Source organism: Kitasatospora sp. MAP12-44 (assembly GCF_029892095.1).
Lineage (GTDB): Bacteria > Actinomycetota > Actinomycetes > Streptomycetales > Streptomycetaceae > Kitasatospora.
On the sequence record NZ_JARZAE010000004.1, the window covers coordinates 3,756,076 to 3,776,443 of the forward strand.

The following is a 20,368-nucleotide window of genomic DNA, read 5'->3' on the forward strand; positions in this document are numbered from 1 at the left end:
GGTCGGTGGACGGCGGCTGCGGACATCGCCCGGACGGACTGTCCGGAAAGCAGACAATACGGGACGGACAGGAGGCGCTGGTCAGAGGCCGTAGCGCTCGATGATCTCCTCGTGCGGGGCCGTGTCCACCCCGGCCGCCTTGGCCAGGTCGAGCCAGCTCAGCGGGTGCTCCCACCCCTTCGTCAGCTTCTGCAGCAGGGTGTCCGCCTCGGCGGCGGAGGCGGTCGGCGGCACCCCGAGCGCCGCGTAGATCCCGGGGAGCTGCCCCTTGCCCGCGGCCGGGTCGGTGATCACGTACTGCCCGCCGCTGTACGCCCACACGCCGTACCCGGCCTCGACCGCGGCCACCCGGAACTCGGACCAGGTCTGCGGTCCCGGCCAGCAGCCGTCCAGCCAGTACGTGGTGAACCCGGCCGGGTCGAGCAGGGTGAGCAGCTCGAAGGTCGGCCGCCACTGCTCACCGTCCTCCACCGCCACCTCCTCGTTCGCCAGCCCCTCAAGCAGCGCGGGGCCGAAGACCACCACGTCCCCGTGGTTGAGCGGGATGTCCTCGGCCAGCACCGGCAGGATGCGGGCGGTGGCGGGTCCGGTGCGGAGTGCCGGGAGATCGGTGGTGGCGCCGTTGGTGCGCCGCACCCGGATGGTGACGAGCTGCCACTCCTCGTCGACCGGGCCCTCGGACTGCTCGAAGTCGATGCCGAGACGGGCTCCGGCCGCCCGCACCGCCGCCCAGTCGCGGTTGGCGGTGGCGGCCGTCACCAGGTGCCAGAGGTCGGACTCCTGGACCGTGCGGTACTGCTCGTGCGGCGGCGTCCCCTCGGCGGGCAGCGCGTGCTCCAGCAGCTCCTGGTAGAACCGCTGGGCGGTGGCGTGGTCGCCGAGCTCGGTGGCCGCGGCGGCGGCCAGCCGGCGCGGGTTGATCCGGTCCGGCTCGAGTGCCAGCAGCGCCTCGCAGCTCTCCACGGCCTGCGCCCAGCGGCTCTCGGCGATCGCCCAGCGGGCCCGGATCCAGTGCGCGTCGACCGGGCTGCGGCGCGCCAGCAGGGCCGCCAGCCGCTGGATGCCCTCGGCGTCGCGGCCCTCGATCAGCACCGAGCCGAGCATGCCGGTGAGCTGCTGGTGGTCCGGCTCCTGCTCCAGGCGGGCCCAGAGCAGCTCGGCCGAGGCGTAGTCGTGGCCGAGCGAGGCCAGCAGCCCGGCCAGCTGGAGCAGCAGGTCGGTGGCCGCGGCGGGCTCGATCGTATGGTCGGCGCCGCAGGCTGCCCAGGCGGTGGTCAGCAGGTCCGCGTCGGCCTCCGGCGTGCCGTCGGGCTCGGCGGGCTCGGGGCGGTCGGCCAGCCAGCCGAGCAGCTCGCCGACCGGCACCGGCAGCTCGGGCAGGCCCAGCGCCTCGGCGTCGGCGCGCAGCTCGGCGAGCCGGCCGGCGACCGCCTGGTCCGCCCGGCGCAGCAGCGCCAGCTTGCGCTCACCGGTGGCGACCAGCGCGCGGGCCACCGCGGCGGCCCGGCGGCGCACGGCCAGCCGGCCGGCCACCAGGGCCAGCTCCAGGCAGGGCCGGTGCGAGCCGGCGGTGTCCAGGTAGGAGACCCAGCCGGCCAGCAGCACGCCGAGCCGGACGTCGTTGGGGTACTGACCGGCCGCCACCAGCCGCTCCACCGCGTCGGTCCAGCGGTGCCGGATGTCCGGGAACTCGTCGGCCTCCTCAGCCGGCGGCAGCTGCTCCAGCGCCTGCTCCCAGCGGCCGAGCGCGGCCAGCGCGCGGGCCCGGTGGACGCCAAGTTTGCGGCGGTCGTCCTCGTCCAGGATGTTGCGGGCGGCGACATAGGCCTGCTCGGCGGTGTCGAGGGCGGTGAGCACCTCCTCGTTGCGGCCGAGCCGGTGCAGCGCGGAGGCACGGGCCAGCCCGAAGGCCAGCGAGACCCGCGCGCCGCTCGTCTGGATCCGCAGCTGGGCGCGGTCCAGGTGGGCGAGCGCGGCGTCGGCGCGGCCGTCGTCCTCCAGCGTGTCGGCGTACTCGCGGGAGAGGCAGTCGTAGCAGGCCCTGGCGGGCTCGACCCGCTCCAGCGTCTCCTCCAGCACGGCGAGCCGCTCGGGCACGTAGCCGGGGCCGTCGATGTTGGCATGGCAGATCGTGAAGTCCTGCACGGCGCAGACCGACTGGGGGCAGGAGACGGTCTCCTCGCGGTGGGCGAACTCCAGCAGCGAGACCGCCTCGGCCATCGCGCGCTCGCCCTGGTGGCGCTTGTTCAGCAGGTTCTGCAGCCGCCAGTGCCGCAGGAAGACCTCGGCCCAGGGCAGGCCGAGCGCGCGGGCCGAGGCCAGTGCCTCCGGGAACATCGCGTCGAGCTGGTCGTTGCGCCCGTCGACGGCGTGGCCGGCGATCTCGGCGAGCGCGGTGGCCAGCCGGTGCTGGCCGTCCTCGATCAGCCGGCTGTGGGTGTCGTGGACCCAGCCCCAGACATCGGTGCTCACTGGGTGGCCTCCCCTGACTCGTCGGTGGTGTCGAACAGTGTGCCGAGCGCCACTGACAGTCCGTCGGACGGCGCCGTCAGCGCCGCCACCGCCGTCCCCACCCCGGCCAGCGCGGCCGCCAGGTCGCCGCCGGTGGAGCCCGCCGCCGCGGCCATGATCACCTTGAGCGAGCGCAGCAGGGCCGCCGCGGTGGCGCTGCCGGTGTGGCCCGCGCGGTAGGCCGCCAGCAGGTCCCGGACCGCGGGCGAGGCGGTGTTGAGGTAGAGCCGGGCCTTGACCGAGCCGTCGGTACGGGCCGTGAAGGCCCGGGCCAGGCGCAGCGCCGCCGACGGGATCCGGGCGTCCGCCGCGTCGTCCTCGATCCGGGCCTTCAACTCGGCCTCGCGGTCGGGGACCAGCACCAGCGGCAGGCCGGGCGGGTCGAAGCGGGCGGGCACCAGCTGCTCGCCCGGGTCGGCCAGCGCGGCCGCCAGCCAGGCCGACTCCTCGGCGGGCAGCGGCTGTTCGGGCTCGCGGAACAGCTCGCGGTTGCCGCTCTCACCGCCCAGTTCGACGATCCGGCAGTCCCGCAGCTGGGTGTAGCGGCGCAGGAAGGGCAGCACGGCGTAGCGGTCGCCGCGCGCGATCGGCACCTGCATGGCGCGGTAGAGCATCTCCTCGAACCCGCCGCCGGTGCCGAGCGCCACATGCACCGCGCCGTTGCCCGCGGCGCGCAGCGCGCCCGCCGTCAGGTCGCCCTGCGAGGTCGGCACCGGGACGTCGTCGGCGAGCAGCGTGAAGAGCCGGTCGTCGCAGAGCGCGGCGCCGAGCAGGTCCTGCCCGTGCCGGGCCAGGATCCGGCGCCAGGCGCTGGGGTACAACCGGGCTGTCTCGTACAGGCCGTTGACGATGGCGTCGGTCAACTCCTGCTGCAGCGCCCGGTAGTGCTCGTCGCGCTGGAGGTCCTCGCGGCTGGCGGTGGGGGTGAGGCGGTTGGACTCGACCACGCCGCCGATGAATCCGGCCCAGCTGGGCAGCAGGTCGCGGGCGTCGTCGGCGAGCAGCATGCCGCGCAGGTAGACCGCCAACTCGCGGTTGTCGCTGCTGCCGTAGGTGCCGCCGTCCTGCACCCAGAGCAGGCCGACGCTGTCCGCGTCCTCGGTGGCGGGGTTCAGCGGGAACGCGGTGAGCGGCGCGAAGCGGCGGCCGAAAGCCGTCGCGAAGTCCATCCGGGCCGCGTAGAGGCCAGTCGTCGGGACGGGCTCGCGCCACGGCACCGGGATCGCGTTGACCGGCTGCTCGTCGTCGCCGACGTAGACCGGCACGCTCAGCAGCACGCAGTAGCGGCCGAGGACTTCGCGCAGCGACTGCTCGTCGGCGAGGTGCGCGTGCTCGGCCTTCAGGGCCAGCTCGACGACGGTGCCAGGGGTGGGCCGCGGCGCGACGGGCTCGACGCTGTACTGCTCGCCGCCGCGGCTGCGGTAGCGGTGGCCGCGGGTGGGTTCGCGGTGCGAGGTGGTGGTGACGGTGACCTCGTCGGCCACCGAGAAGGCGGACAGGAAGCCGAGGCCGAAGGCCCCGATCAGCTCCTCGTTGCCGGTCACCTCGCGCAGCAGCCGGGTGTAGCCGGTGCCGACGGTGGCCAGATAGGCGTGGATCTCGGGTTCGGTCAGGCCCGCGCCGGTGTCCTCGATCGCGACGGTCCGGGCGGTGGTGGCGCGCACCCGGATCTCGGGGGTGTGCCCGGTGCTGCCGTCCGGGTCCTCCAGCCGTCTGCGGGTGTGCGAGTCGTGCGCGTTCTGGACCAGTTCGCGCAGGGCGACCAGCGGGGTGGAGTAGAGGTGGGTGGCGAGGACGCTCACCAGACCGCCGAGGTCGACCTCGGTGGTGCGCAGGTTCTCGTGCGCGGACGGCGGGTCGGCCGGTGCGCGATCGGGCTCGTGACCTTCAGACATGAGGCCCCAGTCTGCCAGTACGACTAACCCTGGACCACCACTTTCCGCAGGGGCGCGGACTCCCGGCTGCCTGCCCGCAAGGCCACCGGGCAAACCTTTGCGTGGGGCTCTCGGGCCGATATGACTCGATTGAGCGAATCGCCCGGAAATCCATGGAAGTCGGACGGTCGGACGGTGGATGCTGCTGATGCGACGTCAGACCACGACGCAGCCGGGGCGGCCACCCCGGGAGCGCCAACTCGCAGCATTGACAGCTAGGGAGACCATCGTGTCCCGTACCCGTGCACTCACCGCCATCGCCGCCCTCGGTGCCTTTCTCGTGATCGGCATCGGCAGTGCCCAGGCCGACAACGCCGCCGGATCCGACAACGGATCCAACAGCAGCGTCGTCAGCAACTGGGGCTCCGGCAACGTGGTCGGCAGTGTGACCGGCAACGGCAACGCCGCACAGCAGACGGCCACCGGCTCCGGCGGCAGCAACGAGAACAACACCACCGCCGTGGCCGGCAACTCGGGCGGCGTGGGCGCCCTGCAGGGCAACCTCAACTTCCGCCACGAGGTGCACTATCCGCTCGTGGCCTCCTGAGCCTGCGGCTTGACCGAAGGGCGGGCCTCCTGGGGTCCGCCCTTCCCCGCGTCACCGGCCCAGGCCGGGGCCGGGGGCCGACGGACCAGCAGCAGCACGATCGCGCCGCCCACCAGGCCCATCACACCGGCCACCAAGAAGGTCTGCCGCAGCCCGGCGGCGAACACCTCGTGCACCAGCTGCGAGACGGCGGCCCGGTGTTCGGGGGCCGTGCGGGCGATCACGGCGGCCGCCCGGCCGCCGGTGAGCGCGTCCGCGGTGGCCTTGGGGTCGCTCAGCGCTCCGGCCGAGGCCCGCAGCGCGGCCAGCACCTTGTCCTGGAAGACGGCGCCCAGCACCGCGATCCCCAGCGCATTGCCCAGCTGGCGCGAGGTGTTGGCGGCGCCGGCCGCCATCCCGCCGCGCTCGGTCGGCACCGAGGCCATCGCGGTGATCGCCAGCAACGGCCCCGCCAGGCCCACCCCGACGCCGGTCAGCGCCAGGCCGGGCAGCAGGACCGTCCAGGTCGAGCCCGCGCCGACCATGGCCTGCAGCAGGGCGCCCGCACTGATCAGCAGCATGCCGATCCCGATGGTCCACCGGGGCGAGGCCCCGTAGAGCCATCGGCCGGCCACGGCGGAGACCAGGAACGCCGCGATGCTCATCGGCAGGAAGACGAGACCGGCCGTCACCGGGCCCATGCCGCGCACCGACTGGAGCCAGAGCGAGGCGTAGACCATGTAGGAGAAGCCCGCGACGGAGAGCAGCAGGCCGCCGAGCATGATCCCGACGAAGGAGGGGCTGCGGAAGAGCGCCAGGTCCAGCATCGGCCGGCTACTGCGCCGCTCGACCGCCACGAACGCGGCCAGCGCGAGCGCGCCGAGCGCGAAGAACCCCAGTGTGGCGGTGGAGGTCCAGCCGTTGTCGCCGACCCGGATCAGTGCGTAGGTGACGGCACCGGCCGCCAGCGTGAAGGTGGCCATGCCCGGCAGGTCGACGCCCTTGGCGTGCGGGTTGCGGGACTCGCTGACGTAGCGCAGGGTCATCAGCACCGCCAGCGCGCTGACCGGCAGGTTGACGTAGAAGATCCAGTGCCAGTCCAGGTGTTGGGTGAGCATCCCGCCCAGCACCGGGCCGGCCGCGGCCGCGGCGCCGCTCACCGCGCCCCAGACGCCGAACGCGATGCCGCGGTCCTTGCCCTGGTAGGAGCTGCTCAGCAGCGCCATCGTGGTAGCCGACATCGCGGCGCCGCCGATGCCCTGCAGAGCGCGGAAGGCGATCAGCACGGCCGGTCCGGTCGCCAGGCCGCAGGCCAGCGAGGCGACGGCGAAGAGCACCAGGCCCGCCAGGTAGACCTTGCGTCGCCCGGCCAGGTCGGCCAGCGACCCGGCGCTCAGCAGCAGGGCCGCCAGGGCCAGGGCGTAGATGTCCATCACCCACTGCAGGTCGGCGAAGGAGGTGTGCAGGCTCCTGGCCATGTCCGGCAGGGCGACGGTCACGATGGTGACGTCCACCAGCAGCATGAACGTGCCCAGGCACACCGCGGTCAGCGGCAGCCATTTACGCATCGGAGTTCTCCGTTCGGTTTCGCATTTGTGTCGCGCTGACGATCGCACCGGGGCGGGCGATACTTCCAACCACGCCTACCTTCGTGCCGGATTCCAACATAGACTGATCGGGTGATGATGGAAACCAATCAGAGCCCGCTGCTCGACGACCTCGATCACCAGCTGGTCCAGGCCCTGCTGATCGACGGGCGGGCCGCCTTCAGCAAGATCGCCGCCGTCCTGGGCGTCTCGGACCAGACGGTGATCCGCCGCTACCGCAGGCTGCGCACCGCCGGGCTGCTGCGGGTGGTCGGGCTGCCGGACGGCCGCCGGGTCGGCCTGCTGGAGTCCTGGCTGCGGGTGCAGTGCACCCCGGACGCCGCCGTGGCGGTCGCCGACGCACTGGCCCGGCGCCCCGACATCTCCTGGGTCACCCTCAACTCCGGTGGCACCGAGGTCAACTGCGTGACCCGGGCACGCAGCCGGGAGGACCGCGACTCGCTGCTGCTGGACAAGCTGCCGCGCACCCAGCGGGTCACCGGGGTGACCGCACACACCGTGCTGAAGGTCTTCATCGGCGGCCCGTCACGCTGGCTGGGAGTGAACCGGCTGACCGCCGAGCAGGTGGCAGCGCTGGAACACCCGGTGAACCCGGGCGCCGGACCGGTCCAGCTGGACGAGACGGACCTCGTGCTCCTCGCCGAGCTGGCCCGCGACGGCCGGACGGGCTGCCCCGACTTGGCCCGCGCCACCGGTCTCTCCGAGTCCACCGCACGTCGCCGCATGGAGCACCTGCAGGAGATCGGCGCGCTCTCCTTCGACGTCGAGATCGACCCGGCACTGCTCGGCTACCCGACCCAGGCCACCCTGTGGGCCACCGTGGCCCCCGCCGACCTGGCCGCCGCGGGCGCCGCGCTCGCCGCCCACCCGGGCATCCCGTTCGCCGCCGCCGTGACCGGCTCGGCCAACCTGGTGGCCGTGGTGCTCTGCCGGGACACCGAGGAGCTCTACGAGTTCCTCACCGGCCGACTCGGCTCACTGCCCGCCATCCAGCGGGTCGAGCTCAGCCCGGTCATCCGCACCGTCAAGCGGGCCGGCCTGCTGACGGACGGGCACCGACTGGTGGACCCGGTGGAGTAGCGACCCGGGCGCCTTCGGGCAGGCCGAGGACGGCCAGGGCCAGGCCGGTCAGGCGGGGCGCGAGGTCGGGGCGGGCAGCGTGCGGCGGGTTGCACACGCCGTCGTTCACTACCGCGAACATCGCGTGCACCCGGATCCTGGCCTGTGCGTTGTCGTAGTCGGGGCGCAGCTGCTGGAGCAGGCCGACCCAGACCCGCAGGAAGTCGCGCCGGAAGTCGAGCGCGGCCTTGCGGTCCGGTGCGGCCAGCCGGTCGGTCTCGCTCACCATCGCACCCAGGTAGTGGTGGTGGCGCCGGGCGAAGTCGACGTAGGCGTCCAGGCCGCGCGCCAGCGCCTCGGCGGGGTCGGCGGGGTCGGCGGCCGACCGCAGCGCGGCCTCCACCTCGTGCCACAGCCGCTCCCGGCAGCGCACCAGGGAGGCGGCCAACAGCTCGGCCTTGGTGGGGAAATGGCGGTAGACGCTGGGTCCGGCGATGCCGACCGCGGCGCCCAGCCGGTCGATGCTGACGTTGTCGAAACCCCGCTCGTGGAACAGCCGGACGGCGGCCGTCAGGAGCGCCTCCCGACGGTTCACCGGATGGACCTCACCGGCGGCCGCCGGGGGCCGGGGAGTCGGCGCGGGCCGGTGAGTCGGCGCGGCGGCGGCGGAAGGCCGGCCGACGGAGACCGAGAAGAGCCCGAACAGCAGCTCGCGCAGCAGCCGCTCGAAGCGCCGGCGCGGCGGGGCGAAGCTGTGGTACGACAGGCTGGCGCAGACCGAAAGGGCCGACCAGACCATCAACTCGGCATCCTCCGAGGACAGTTCGGCCCGATCCGAGACCAGTAGACGGGCCGCCGCCCGGACGTCCGCGCGCAACGTACGCCGCAGCTCGGCACGTTGCGCGGCCGGCAGCAACCGGGCGTCCCGCTGCCAGAGCGTGCCGAGTGCGCGCTGCTCGGGGGCCAGGCCCGCCAACGCGTCGGCCAGCGCCTCGGCGGCGCCGCCGGCCCCGTCGGCCGATGCAGCGGCCGCCGACGCGACGGCGGCCGACAGCTGGTCGAAGCCGGAGCGGACGGCCTGCCGCAGCAGCTCCGGCTTGCCCCGGTAGTGCCGGTAGAGCGCGGGGGCGGTGATCCCGACGGCCGCCGCGACCTCGGCCATCGCGACCTGGTGGTACCCGCTGCGGTGGAACTGCTCCGCGGCCACCATGAGGATCTGCGCCCGGCGCCCCCGAGGACGCCGCCCCGCGCCGGGGGCCGCCGCCACCTGCCCAGCCATCCGCAGCCCCTTTCCGGCTAGCCATCATTCACATAACCCGCCCCGAGGTCCACCGTTTCGGTCCTCCCACTGGCCTGGACTCACCCGGCGAACACCCTGGACAGCGAGGCTACCGAGGATTAACTTAGCCAGCGATCAACCGCCCACCGCGCCGTCCCCGAAGGGAGCGCCATCGTGCGCCGTACCGTCTACACCGAGGACCACGAGGCCTTCCGGAGCACCATCCGGGACTTCATCGCCAAGGAGGTCGTCCCGGTCTACGAGAGCTGGGAGGCCGACGGCCACCCGCCGCGCTCGTTCTACAACAAGCTCGGCGCCCTCGGCGTCTTCGGCATCGAGGTCCCCGAGGAGTACGGCGGCGCGGGCGAGAGCGGCTTCAAGTACCAGGCCGTGGTGGTCGAGGAGACCGCCCGCGCGGGCGTCACCTTCGGCTCGTCCGGTGTGCACACCGGCCTGGTGCTGCCGTACATCCTGGAGTACGCCAACGAGGAGCAGAAGCAGCGCTGGCTGCCGGGCTTCATCTCGGGCGACATCATGACGGCGATCGCGATGACCGAGCCGGGCGCCGGTTCCGACCTGGCCGGCATCGCCACCACCGCCAAGCTCTCCGCGGACGGCACCCACTACGTGCTGAACGGCGCCAAGACCTTCATCACCGGCGGCGTGCTGGCCGACCTGGTGCTGGTGGTCGCGCGCACCGCGCCGTACGACCCGGCCGACCGCAGAGCCGGTCTGTCGATCCTCTGCGTGGACACCAAGTCGCCGGGTTACACGGTCGGCCGCAAGCTGCAGAAGATCGGCCTGCGCACCTCCGACACCGCCGAACTGGCCTTCTCCGACGTCAAGGTGCCGGTGGTGGACCTGCTCGGCGAGGAGGGCAAGGCGTTCAGCTACCTGACCCACAACCTGGTGCAGGAGCGCCTGGCGATCGCCGTCGGCGCCTACGCCGCCGCGGCCGCCGCGGTGCGCTTCGCGCTGGATTACGTCAAGGACCGCAAGGTCTTCGGCCAGACGGTGGCGGAGTTCCAGAACACCAAGTTCACACTGGCCGACTGCCAGTCCCAGGTGACGGCCCAACAGGCCATGGTGGACCAGGCGTTGGAGCTCTACCAGCAGGGCGCGCTGACGGTCGCGGACGCCGCCGAACTCAAGCTGTTCTGCACCGAGTCGACCTCCGTGGTGGTCGACAAGTGCCTTCAGCTGCACGGTGGCTACGGCTACATCCTGGAGTACCCGATCGCCCGCCTCTACACCGACAACCGGGTGTTCCGGATCTACGGCGGCACCAGCGAGGTCATGAAGACCATCATCGCCAAGTCGATGGGCCTGTAAGGACGTTCGACCCGAACAACGACCTCGGCCGGTGGCCGCCGAACGGATCCCGTTCGGCGGCCACCGGCCGAGGTCGTTCACCGGCTCCATGCGGGGCAACCGGCTCAGTTCACGGACGCCCCGCTGCGCCAGGCGTCCAGGCCGGCCTGTGAGGCCGCCCGGGCCTGCTGCATCGCGCGGGTGGCCCGCTCGACGGGCGAGGTCTCCATCTGCTGGATCCAGCCGCGACCGGCGGTGGCCAGTGCAACCCCGACCAGTACCGTGCCCAGCAGCCCCGCCACCGCGCCGACGCCGCCGAGCAGCAGGCCGGCGCCGAGCAGCTTGCGGTTGGGCTGGAATCCGTAGCTCTTCTCATTGATCGCCATAGACCCACCATCGGCGAAGCGGGGAGCGCCCGCATCCCGAGCGGCTCCGAACAGGTCCGAGCGGGTCCGAGCGGGTCGGCGTCAGCCACTGCCCAATGCGCCGCCCAGCACGCTGCCCGAGACCACCTGCAGGCCGCGGAGGAAGTCGCGGCCGCTCGGCGCCTGCGCCGGCGCGAGCAGCCACTGCGCCGCCAGCCCGGCCAGCAGGGCCTGGTAGAACATGCCGCGGCTGATCTCGTCCTCGGTGTCGGGCACCTCGGCCTTGCCCTGGAAGAGCGCGGAGAGCCCGAGCCGGGCATCGCGCTGCGCCTGCTCCATCGCCGCCTTCAGCTCGGGCGCGTGCTCGATCTGCGCCATCATCTCGAACTGCGCGACCCAGAGTCCGCGGTGCTCGACGAAGGTCTCCAGCACCCGGTCCCAGCTGGCGACGAAGCGCTCCTCCGGGGTGGCGTGCACATAGGCGGCGTCGCGGAGCGCGGCGCCCAGCCGGTCGGCCCACTCCTCGATCGCCGCCATCATCGCCGCGTTCATCAACGCGTCCTTGGAGCCGAAGTGGTAGCCGATGGCGGCGAGGCTGACGCCGGACGCGCTCGCGATGTCCCGCGCGGTGGTCCGAGCGAAGCCCTTCTCGTACAGGCAGCTCTTGGCCCCGGCCAGCAGGGCTTCTCGGTTTCCCATGCGCCGATGCTACGGCAGATCCGTACGTACGTCTTGAACAGATGTCTTGCACGATCGTATTGAACGAACGTCCTAGACAGCCGTCTCAAACGTCCGTACCGTCTCTCCCATGACCGCAACCACCGGCCTCGCCGGCCGCCGCGCCTGGATCGGCCTCGCCGTCCTCCTGCTTCCGACTCTGGTCCTCGCCATGGACATGGGCGTGCTCTTCTTCGCCGTGCCGTTCATCAGCACCGATCTGCGACCGAGTGGCACCCAGCAGCTGTGGATCATGGACAGCTACTCGTTCCTGCTGGCCGGGCTGCTCATCCCGATGGGCGACCTGGGCGACCGGATCGGCCGTCGCCGACTACTGCTGCTGGGCGCGGCCGGCTTCGCCGGGGCGTCCCTGCTGGCCGCCTACGCGGACGGCGCGGCGCAGCTGATCGCGGCCCGCGCACTGCTTGGCGTGGCCGGGGCGACGCTGATGCCCTCGACCCTGGCGCTGATCCGCAACATGTTCCCCGACCCGGACCAGCGCCGGCTCGCCCTCGGCGCCTGGACCGGCGCGATGACCGGCGGCGCCACCCTCGGCCCGGTGGTCGGCGGCCTGATGCTCGCCCACTTCTGGTGGGGCTCGGCCTTCCTGGTCTCCATCCCGGTGATGGTCCTGCTGCTGCTCGCCGGTCCGTTCCTGCTGCCCGAGTACCGCTCGCCGCAGCGCGGCGGCTTCGACCTGCTCGGCGCCGGCCTGCTGATGGCCGCCGTGCTGCCGGTGGTCTACGGCATCAAGACGCTCGCCGTCGACGGCTGGAGCACCGACCCCGCCCTGGTGCTGGCCGCCGGCCTGGGCTTCGGCGCGCTCTTCGTCCAGCGCCAGCGCAGCGCCGCGCATCCGCTGATCGAGCTGAGCCTCTTTCGGATCAGGACCTACAGCGGAGCGATCACGGTCAACACCGTCGCGATGTTCGCGATGATGGGCTTCACCCTCTTCACCTCGCAGTACCTGCAGCTGGTCAAGGGCATGAGTCCACTCACCGCCTCGCTCTGGGCACTGGTGCCCAGCGTCGGGGTCGGCGCGGCGGTCGGGCTCTCCGGAGCGCTGGCCGGCAAGGTCCGACCGGGCCGGCAGATGGCCGGCGGACTGCTGATCGGCGCGACCGGCTTCGCCCTGATGACGCTGGTCGGCCCGGACTCCCCGCTGGCCCTGGTGCTCACCGCGGCCGGCGTGCTCGCCGCCGGCACCGTCGGCACCATGATGCTGACCGCCGACCTGGTCGTCTCGGCCGCCCCGCCGGAGCGGGCCGGGGTCGCCGCCGCCACCTCGGAGACCGCCACCGAGCTGGGCAGCTCACTGGGTATCGCGATCCTCGGCGCGGCCGGCGCGGCGGTCTACCGCGCCCGGCTGAACGGCGCGCTGCCCGCCGGCCTGCCGGGCGACGCGGCGCGAGCGGCGCACGACACGCTCGGCGGCGCGGTTACCGTGGCGGCGCACCTGCCGGGAGCGGCCCGCGGCGAGCTGCTGGCCGCCACCCGCGCGGCGTTCACCGACGGCATGCACCTGGCGGCCGTGGTCGGGCTGCTCTTCATGATCGCCGCGGCGGTCGCGGCCAACCGGCTGATGGGCCATCTGCCAACCACCGCCAACGCAGGGGCGAAAGACACCGGTGATAGGGACCTTTCCGCCACCCAGGCGACAGTGGTATAGACCACATCGCACGGAAACCCCGCGAATCCACCCGCTTCACCGGCTCTTTGACCACCGTTTCCCAGCGGGTGTATACGTTCGCCCGCGGAGCCAGGCATACTGACGTGGTCGGGCGGTCCCGTCCGGCATGCAACGGCGAGTAAACCGAAGGGACCGGTGGTCAGGGATGTTCCGCAACGGTCTGGAGCCCTGGCACCTCCTGGTGGTGCTGGCTGTCATCATCCTGCTGTTCGGCTCGAAGAAGCTGCCCGAGATGGCACGCGGCCTGGGCAAGTCCATGCGCATCCTGAAGGCCGAGACCAAGGCCATGCGCGAGGACGACTCGCCGGCCGAGGGCACCACCGCCGAGTCCACCGCGACCGAGCAGCCCCGCCCGGCCGTGGCCCCGGTCACCGTGACCAAGGTGGACGAGGTCCCCAGGAACACCACCGCCTGAGGCTCCCTCCGCGCGAGCACAGCTGCGCGAGCACAGACTTCCCGCAACCCCCGGTCCGTCAGCTGACGGACCGGGGGTTGCGTCGTATCAGGCCCCGGTGGCACGCCGCATGCCCGACTGGCCGTCCGATTTGTTCTGGTATCTCCTGGTCGGAGCACCCACCGTGACCGGAGGTACCGATGAGCGGCGGCAGTCCGGCACCGGACGGCCCGACGGCGGCCGAACTCGCCGACCTCCGGCAGCGCCTGGCCTGGCTGGAACAGCCCGGCCGCCGACTGAAGTCCGTGCTCGCCGCCCTGCTGATCACGCTCGCCTGCGTACTCACCCCGCTCGGCACGGCCGCCATCTGGGTCAAGTCGCACATCACCGACACCGATCGCTATGTCGCCACGATGGCCCCGCTGGCCAGTGACCCCGCCGTGCAGGCGGCCGTCACCGACCGGGTGACCACCGAGCTGGTCAGCCTGATCCCGATCAGCTCGCTGGTCGGCCAGCTCGCGCCGGACGACCGCCCGCTGCTGAACGCGCTGCTCGGCCAGGTGGGCGGGGCACTCACCGACGGGCTCACCGGTTTCGTCCAGGGCCAGGTGGCCTCGGTGGTGAGCAGCGACGCGTTCGCGACGCTCTGGATCCAGCTCAACCGCTCGGCGCACGCCACCCTCGACAAGGCGCTGACCGGCCAGGGCGGCGGCGCCGTGCAGATCCACGGCAACGTGGTCACCCTCGACCTGGCGCCGGTGATCGACCAGGTGAAGAGCCGTCTGGTGACGGGCGGGCTCTCGATCGCCGGGCAGCTCCCCACCGTGCACACCGACTTCGTGCTGGCCGACTCGCAGAGCGTCTCCACCATACGCACCGTCCTGCGGCTGCTGGAGCTGGCCGGGTTCTGGGTGCCGGTGCTGGCCCTGCTCTGTGCGGCCGCCGGGGTCCTGCTGGCCGTCCGGCGGCGGCGGGCGCTGGTCACGGTGGCACTCGGGATGGCGGCCGGCGCGGCGGTGCTGGGGATCGGGCTGAGCTTCTTCCACGCGTTCTACCTCGACAAGCTGCCGGCCGCGGTGGACCAGGCCGCCGCCTCGGCCATCTACAACACGCTGGTGCGCTTCCTGCGTGCGGAGGTCCGCACGGTGATCGTGCTGGGCGTGCTGACGGCGCTCGGCGCCTGGCTGACCGGTCCTGGGCGGCGGGCGGTCGCCGGGCGCGGCCTGTGGCGGGCGGGTCTCGGCGCCGTCCGGCAGTCCGCGCAGCGGCTGGGCCTGCGTCTTGGCCCGGTCGGCCGCTTCACCCACCGGTTCAAGGCGGCGCTGGGCTGGTTCGCGCTGGCCGTCGTGGTCGTGCTCTTCGTGACCTGGAACTATCCGACCGCGCTGGTGGTGTTCTGGCTCGCGGTCGTGCTGGTGGCGGTGCTCGCGGTGCTGGAGTTCCTGGACGACCCGGGACCGCCGAGCGGCGCCGCCCCGACCGGCCGTCCGCCCGGCTACCCGACCGCCTCGCCGCCCTCGGCGGGCACGATGCCGCTGCGGTAGGCGTAGCGCACCGCCTGGGCGCGGTCGCGGGCGCCGGTCTTGGCGAAGATCCGGTTGATATGCGTCTTGACGGTCGCCAGGCCCAGGTAGAGCCGCTCGGCGATCTCGGCGTTGGAGAGGCCCTCGGCGATCAGCACCAGCACCTCGCGCTCACGGTCCGTCAGCCCGTCGGCGGCGGCCACCGGACCGGTGGGCGCGGCGGGGCTGGTGGGGCCGCTGGGGCCGGTGGGGCCGGTGACCATGACGGCGGCGACCAGGCGCTGCTGGACCACCGGGTCCATCCAGGTCTGCCCGGCGTGCACAGCCCGGATGCCGGCCTCGATCCGCTCCGAGCCGACGTCCTTGGTCAGATAGCCCTTGGCGCCCGCGCGCAGGGCGGGGAAGATCGAGGCATCGTCCGCGTAGGTGCTCAGGACCAGCACCGGGGTGCCCGGCAGCTGCTCGGCGAGCGCGGCGGTGGCGGCGATGCCGTCCATCACGGGCATCGACAGGTCCATCAGGACGACGTCCGGGCGGTGCAGCAGCGCGGCGGCGACGGCCTCCTCGCCGTTTCCGGCCAACGCCACCACCTGCATGCCCTCGTTGAGCCCGACCAGGAGGGCGAGCCCGTCCCGGGTCACCCGCTGGTCGTCCGCGATCACCACTCGGATCATCTGCCCGCTCTTCCCTCGCGTATCGGCCACGTCCTGCTGTCCCGCTGTCATCCCGGCACCTCCATGACGACCCGCCAGCCGCCGACGAGCCCACCGGTGTCGGCCGGCCCGGCCTCGGCACGGCCACCGGCCCGCTCGATCCGCTCGCGCATCCCGCGCAGCCCGTTGCCCCCGCCGCCCGAGGAGCCGGACGGCGGCGCCTGGCCCGGGCCGTTGGAGACGGTCACCAGCACTCCCCCGGCACGGTAGTCCAAGACGATCTCGGTCGCCGCACCGCGCGCGTAGCGGGCCACGTTGGTCAGCGCCTCCTGCACGCCCCGGTAGAGCGCGAAGCCGGCGTCCGGGTCGCAGGGCCACGGCGTGCCCAGCACCGAGAGGGCGACGGTCAGTTCCAGATCCCGGCGGCAGCGCTCGACCAGCGGTTCCAGGTCCTCCAGCGCGGGCAGCCGGTCGCCGCGCAGCGCGCCGACGGCGTGCCGGGCCTCGTTGAGGCCCTCCCTGGTCAACTCGACGGAACGCTCGATGACCTGCTGCAGCAGCGGCGAGACCTGCTCGCGCTCGCCGAGTCGGCGGGCGCCCTCCAACTGGATCGACAGCGCCGACAGCGACTGCGCCAGCACATCGTGCAACTCACCGGCGATCCGGGCCCGTTCGGCATCTGCGGCGGCCCGGGTCTCGGCCTCCCGGGCGTCCTCAAGCTCGGCCAGCAGCAGCTCGGTCCGGGCCTGGCTCTCCCGGCTGCGGCGGATCAGCTCGGCGGTGACCGCCAGCACCACGCAGAACAGGGTGCCCGAAGTGGCCGACTCCACCGGACTGTCGCTGGTCAGCGCCAGCAGCACGGCCAGCAGCACGGTCGTCGTGCCACCGACCAGCACGGCCCGGCGCAGCTCCAACTGGAGGAACGTCAGCATCACCGCGCCGGAGACCGGGATGTCCGCGAGCGCGCCGTCCGGGTCCAGTGCGGCCACCGCCAGCCCGCCGACCGACAGCAGCAGGGCCAGCGCCAGCCGCCAGCCGGGCGGGTCGGCGGGCCAGCGGCCGCCGCCCGCGATCATCAGCGGCAGGGCGTAGCAGGCCAGCGCGATGCTCAGCGCCAGGCCGGTGCCGGACAGCCCCGGCCGGACGCTCCCGGTCCAGGCGCACACGCCGATCACCGCGAGCATCAACCAGGTGAGCGGACGCAGGCGGTGGGCCTGGCGCTGTTGGCGCTGCTGGACGCGGACCCTGGCGCCCGCGATCCGGACGCTGTCGCCGGCCGCGGCGCTCGGGGCGACGGGCTGCGTGGTGGACTCCATCCCCCCAGCATGCCGCCTGCCCCGTTTCGGCCGCGTCCGGCCCTGGGTTGAACAGCGGGTTGACCAGTGGAGTCAACCCGTGGGTGGAGGCGGCCGGATCTTCCCATCCGACACCCTTTCATGTCACCCTTCCCAAGCCCAGCACCACTCACCTGGCTTCTCGGGACTGGGCGTGAACCTAAGGACGCGTGGGGGTACCCGTGAGCAGCGAGATCTATTTCACCAACAACCACCGGGACCTGTGCGAGCAGTACGGGACCGGCGCAGGATTCCAGTTCGAGTTCAACTGCTCGCGCTGCCAGGACACCTGGCGCTCACCGTTCGAGCGCTTCACCACCGGGCGGGCGGCCGGCTGGGTCAGCAAGGGGGTGGGCGCGGCCTGGAGCCTGCTGGGGGGCCAGGGCAGCACCATCACGAACGCCGCCGACGGCCTGGCCGGTGCCACCTGGGGCAGCTCGCGGGACGCCGCCTTCGAGCGGGCGATAGCCAACGCGCAGGGCCACTTCCACCGTTGTGCCCGCTGCACGCAGCATGTCTGCGACCAGTGCTGGAACGGCGCCCAGGGTCTGTGCCAGGGCTGCGCGCCCGACACCGCGGCCGAGGCGGAGGTGGCCCGCCAGCGCGGGCTCAACGAGGCGGTCAGCGAGCGGGCGTACGCCGCCGGGCAGCAGAGCGCCAAGGCCTACGACGTGCAGACGCCGCGCCAGCTGGTCTGCCCGCAGTGCAACCACGAGACGCACGGTTCGGCCTTCTGCCCCGGCTGCGGTTTCCGACTCGCCGACCCGGCCACCTGCACCTCGTGCCAGGGCGTGGTCCCGACCGGTGCCGCGTTCTGCCCGGGCTGCGGGACCAGGCAGTGAGACTGCCGGGATAACAGATCGGTCACTCCGACGAGTTGGACGGCGTCTCGGCATTGGAGGCGTCGTCCCGCTCGCCCTAGGCTGTCGGCAACCGCCGATCACGGGTGGGAGAGGAGCGCCGGAACCATGCGCGTCGGGGAACTGAGCAACCGGGCCGGCGTCCCGGTGCCCACCATCAAGTACTACCTGCGCGAGGGCCTGCTGCCGCCCGGCGAGCTGACCTGCCCCAACCAGGCGCAGTACGGCGAACGGCACCTGCACCGGCTGAAGTTGATCAGGGCCCTGCTGGAGACCGGCCGGCTCTCGATCGCGGCGGCCCGGGACGTGCTGGCCGCGATCGACGCGCCCGAGGTGTCGCTGCACGAGACCCTGGGCGTCGTGCAGCGGGCGATCACGCCGCCGCCGGGCGACTGCGAGGGGCCGCAGTGGCAGCGGGCCGTCGCGGAGGCCTCGGCCTGGCTGCGCGGGCGCGGATGGCTGGTGGAGCCGGACGGGCCGGCCGGCACCGCACTGGCCCATCTGCTGCTCACACTGAACGAGTTGGGGCAGAGCGGACTGCTCGCCATGCTGAACGACTACGCCGCGGCCGCCGAGCGGCTGGCCGCCCTCGAACTCGCCGCGATCGGTTCGACCAGCCCAAGCCACCCGCGCAGCCCAGGCCACCCGACCCGCCCGGTCTCGGTGGACCGCCTGGTCGAGGGGGCGGTCCTGGGCACCGTCCTGGGCGACGCGCTGCTCGCCACCATGCACCGCCTCGCCCGGGAGGACGCCTCGCGGCGGGCCTTCGAAACGCTCTGACGGATCGTCAGTTGTTCCATCCGTAGTCGCTGCTTCCGCCGTCGACATAGCCGCTGCTGCCGTCGGTGCTCCCGTCGCTGCTTCCGACGCCGGTCCCGTCGGCGCCGGCATTGTCAGCAGCAGGGGTGCCGTTGGCTCCGCCGTTCCCCAACGAGCTGATGATCGAGTCGAGTTGGTGCTGCCATGAGGCGGCCGTCGCGCCGTCCACCGCGTGCTTCTTCGACAGGTCGCGCACCTGGCGCTGGGCCGACTTCAGCTGCAGCACCGCCACCGGCTGCCGGCCGGCCGAGATCGCCGCCGAGGCAGCGTCGAGGGTCTTGAGCAGCGCCGCCTGCCGGTCGCCCGGCAGCTGCGCCTGGGCCACCTCGGCGCTCAGCGCGGCGAGCGCGGCCGATGGAGCCGGCCGAGCCGAGGCGGACGCTGCGGGGGGCGTCGACTGCACGGCCGGCGTGGGGGCCGCGCTGTTCGCACCCGGCGCTGCCTGCACCGGAGTCGACGCACCGGCCGGGTGCTTGGCGGGCTGTCCGCCGCCCGACCCGGAGAAGGCCACCGCGGCCAGCACCCCGACCCCGGCCAGCACCCCCGCGCCGATCAGCACGGCACGGCCGCGGCTCGGTCTGCGCCGGGCGGGCGCCTCGGCCGGGTACGCGGGCAGCGGCGCCATCACCGAGGTGGGCGCGCCGACACCCTGGTACGGCGGCGGCTCCTGGTACGCCTGCGGGTACGGGGTGGCCGGCAGCACGGTCGTCCGGGCACCGCCACCCGCGTCGGCGATGGCGCCGGTGAGCAGTTCGGACGTACGGTCCAGCGCGCCCGGGACGGGTATCGCCGCCAGCAGCTCGGCCCGGGCGGCTGCCGCATTCAGCGGGCGGTCCGCCGGTCGCTTCGCCAGCATCCGCAGGGTCACCAGGTCCAGCGCGGGCGGCACCTCGGGCCGTCGATGGGAGACCGGGACGGGCTCCTCCGTCACCTGCTTGAACGCGATGGCGACCGGCGTCTCGGCGGTGAACGGCGGCTGCCCGGTGAGCATCTCCACCAGCACGCAGCCCAGCGCGTAGAGGTCGGTCCGGCCGTCCACCTCGGCGGCGGTGGCCTGCTCGGGCGACAGGTAGGCGGCGGTGCCGAGCACCGTGGCGGTCTGGGTCAGCTGCTGGCCCGACGCGCTGGCGCGGGCGATGCCGAAGTCGACGACCTTCACCCCGCCGTCATCCGTGATCATGATGTTCCCGGGCTTGATGTCCCGGTGCACCAGGCCGGCGGCGTGCGCCACCTCCAGCGCCTCGCAGACCGCCGAGGCGATCCCGACCGCGCGCTCCACCGGCAGCGGCCCGTTCTCGGCCAGCAGCGAGCCGAGCGACCGGCCGCGGATCAACTCCATGACGATGTACGGGGAGCCCTGGTCCATGCCCGAGTCGAAGACCATCGCGATCCGCGGGTGCACCAGCATCGCCGCGTGCTGCGCCTCGCGGCCGAACCGCTCGGCGAACCGCGGGTCCTCGGCCAGGCCGCCATTGAGCACCTTGACCGCCACCGGGCGGCCGAGCACCCGGTCGACGCCCTCGTAGACGGTGGCCATGCCACCGACGCCCAGCATGCCGACGAGTTCGTAGCGGCCGTTCAGCGCACGTCCGATCACCTGGTCCCGCTCCTCACACTCCGTGGGCCGGGCATCGCCCCCGGCACCCGCGCCATGATCCGGCATCGCCCCCGGCCGCCCGTCAGCGGGGCGACGCCGACGCCCGGCGGCCACCGGCCGCTGGTCCGTACGGGCGCTGGCCGCACGGCAGTTCGGGCACGATACCCCCGAAGGGGTGCCACTTCGCGC

General features: G+C 73.1%; 17 protein-coding genes. 8 read left to right on the top strand and 9 right to left on the bottom strand.

Going from position 1 to position 20,368, the window contains the following annotated elements:
* Nucleotides 1-81: 81 nt before the first annotated feature.
* Together P3T34_RS17495 and P3T34_RS17500 are read right to left on the bottom strand one after the other, a co-directional pair.
* A complete protein-coding gene (locus P3T34_RS17495; protein WP_280666956.1) occupies nucleotides 82-2,472 on the bottom strand; it encodes a hypothetical protein in 2,391 nt (796 codons plus the stop codon).
* Complete coding sequence (locus P3T34_RS17500) at nucleotides 2,469-4,406, bottom strand: ATP-binding protein (RefSeq protein WP_280666957.1); 1,938 nt, start codon at nucleotides 4,404-4,406, stop codon at nucleotides 2,469-2,471. Before P3T34_RS17500 ends, P3T34_RS17495 begins: the two co-directional genes overlap by 4 nt.
* Before the next feature lie 268 nt (nucleotides 4,407-4,674).
* Here P3T34_RS17500 and P3T34_RS17505 point away from each other — a divergent pair, with 268 nt between their 5' ends.
* Nucleotides 4,675-4,992, top strand: coding sequence for a hypothetical protein (locus P3T34_RS17505; protein ID WP_280666958.1), 318 nt, complete (start codon nucleotides 4,675-4,677; stop codon nucleotides 4,990-4,992).
* Here P3T34_RS17505 and P3T34_RS17510 read toward each other — a convergent pair.
* Entirely contained in the window at nucleotides 4,971-6,539 is a 1,569-nt protein-coding gene (locus tag P3T34_RS17510) for an MFS transporter (RefSeq protein WP_280666959.1), read from the bottom strand. The genes P3T34_RS17505 and P3T34_RS17510 overlap by 22 nt on opposite strands.
* 114 nt (nucleotides 6,540-6,653) lie before the next feature.
* Here P3T34_RS17510 and P3T34_RS17515 point away from each other — a divergent pair, with 114 nt between their 5' ends.
* A complete protein-coding gene (locus P3T34_RS17515) occupies nucleotides 6,654-7,658 on the top strand; it encodes an AsnC family transcriptional regulator (protein WP_348534668.1) in 1,005 nt (334 codons plus the stop codon).
* Here the strand turns inward: P3T34_RS17515 and P3T34_RS17520 are convergent.
* Complete coding sequence (locus P3T34_RS17520; RefSeq protein WP_280666960.1) at nucleotides 7,603-8,916, bottom strand: helix-turn-helix domain-containing protein; 1,314 nt, start codon at nucleotides 8,914-8,916, stop codon at nucleotides 7,603-7,605. The genes P3T34_RS17515 and P3T34_RS17520 overlap by 56 nt on opposite strands.
* 174 nt (nucleotides 8,917-9,090) lie before the next feature.
* On the opposite strand from P3T34_RS17520, the gene P3T34_RS17525 reads away from it, so the two are divergent.
* Complete coding sequence (locus P3T34_RS17525; RefSeq protein ID WP_280666961.1) at nucleotides 9,091-10,248, top strand: acyl-CoA dehydrogenase family protein; 1,158 nt, start codon at nucleotides 9,091-9,093, stop codon at nucleotides 10,246-10,248.
* A 104-nt stretch (nucleotides 10,249-10,352) separates the two neighbouring features.
* Here P3T34_RS17525 and P3T34_RS17530 read toward each other — a convergent pair whose 3' ends face one another.
* Together P3T34_RS17530 and P3T34_RS17535 are read right to left on the bottom strand one after the other, a co-directional pair.
* Nucleotides 10,353-10,613, bottom strand: coding sequence for a hypothetical protein (locus P3T34_RS17530; protein ID WP_280666962.1), 261 nt, complete (start codon nucleotides 10,611-10,613; stop codon nucleotides 10,353-10,355).
* An 81-nt stretch (nucleotides 10,614-10,694) separates the two neighbouring features.
* A complete protein-coding gene (locus P3T34_RS17535; RefSeq protein ID WP_280666963.1) occupies nucleotides 10,695-11,291 on the bottom strand; it encodes a TetR/AcrR family transcriptional regulator in 597 nt (198 codons plus the stop codon).
* 109 nt (nucleotides 11,292-11,400) lie between these two features.
* On the opposite strand from P3T34_RS17535, the gene P3T34_RS17540 reads away from it, so the two are divergent.
* The 3 genes from P3T34_RS17540 (at nucleotide 11,401) to P3T34_RS17550 (ending at nucleotide 14,937) form a co-directional block, all read left to right on the top strand.
* Nucleotides 11,401-12,978 carry an MFS transporter gene (locus P3T34_RS17540; RefSeq protein WP_280666964.1) on the top strand — a complete coding sequence of 526 codons (1,578 nt, stop codon included), beginning with the start codon at nucleotides 11,401-11,403 and terminating at the stop codon, nucleotides 12,976-12,978.
* A 166-nt stretch (nucleotides 12,979-13,144) separates the two neighbouring features.
* Nucleotides 13,145-13,414 (top strand): Sec-independent protein translocase subunit TatA, encoded by a 270-nt coding sequence (tatA, locus tag P3T34_RS17545; protein WP_280666965.1) that lies wholly within the window; start codon nucleotides 13,145-13,147, stop codon nucleotides 13,412-13,414.
* A gap of 179 nt (nucleotides 13,415-13,593) precedes the next feature.
* A complete protein-coding gene (locus P3T34_RS17550; RefSeq protein ID WP_280666966.1) occupies nucleotides 13,594-14,937 on the top strand; it encodes a hypothetical protein in 1,344 nt (447 codons plus the stop codon).
* Here P3T34_RS17550 and P3T34_RS17555 read toward each other — a convergent pair.
* Both P3T34_RS17555 and P3T34_RS17560 read right to left on the bottom strand, forming a co-directional pair.
* Nucleotides 14,889-15,641: a response regulator transcription factor gene (locus tag P3T34_RS17555; protein WP_280666967.1), complete on the bottom strand. Its 753-nt coding sequence runs from the start codon at nucleotides 15,639-15,641 to the stop codon at nucleotides 14,889-14,891. The two genes, P3T34_RS17550 and P3T34_RS17555, sit on opposite strands and share 49 nt — an antisense overlap.
* Nucleotides 15,638-16,885 carry a histidine kinase gene (locus P3T34_RS17560; protein ID WP_280666968.1) on the bottom strand — a complete coding sequence of 416 codons (1,248 nt, stop codon included), beginning with the start codon at nucleotides 16,883-16,885 and terminating at the stop codon, nucleotides 15,638-15,640. Before P3T34_RS17560 ends, P3T34_RS17555 begins: the two co-directional genes overlap by 4 nt.
* Before the next feature lie 200 nt (nucleotides 16,886-17,085).
* Here P3T34_RS17560 and P3T34_RS17565 point away from each other — a divergent pair, with 200 nt between their 5' ends.
* Together P3T34_RS17565 and P3T34_RS17570 are read left to right on the top strand one after the other, a co-directional pair.
* Nucleotides 17,086-17,745: a zinc ribbon domain-containing protein gene (locus P3T34_RS17565; RefSeq protein WP_280666969.1), complete on the top strand. Its 660-nt coding sequence runs from the start codon at nucleotides 17,086-17,088 to the stop codon at nucleotides 17,743-17,745.
* Between the two features lie 126 nt (nucleotides 17,746-17,871).
* Nucleotides 17,872-18,543 (top strand): MerR family transcriptional regulator, encoded by a 672-nt coding sequence (locus tag P3T34_RS17570; protein ID WP_280666970.1) that lies wholly within the window; start codon nucleotides 17,872-17,874, stop codon nucleotides 18,541-18,543.
* A gap of 7 nt (nucleotides 18,544-18,550) precedes the next feature.
* Here the strand turns inward: P3T34_RS17570 and P3T34_RS17575 are convergent, their stop codons facing one another.
* Nucleotides 18,551-20,179, bottom strand: a complete 1,629-nt coding sequence (locus P3T34_RS17575) for a protein kinase (RefSeq protein ID WP_280666971.1) — start codon at nucleotides 20,177-20,179, stop codon at nucleotides 18,551-18,553.
* Between the last annotated feature and the right edge of the window lie 189 nt (nucleotides 20,180-20,368).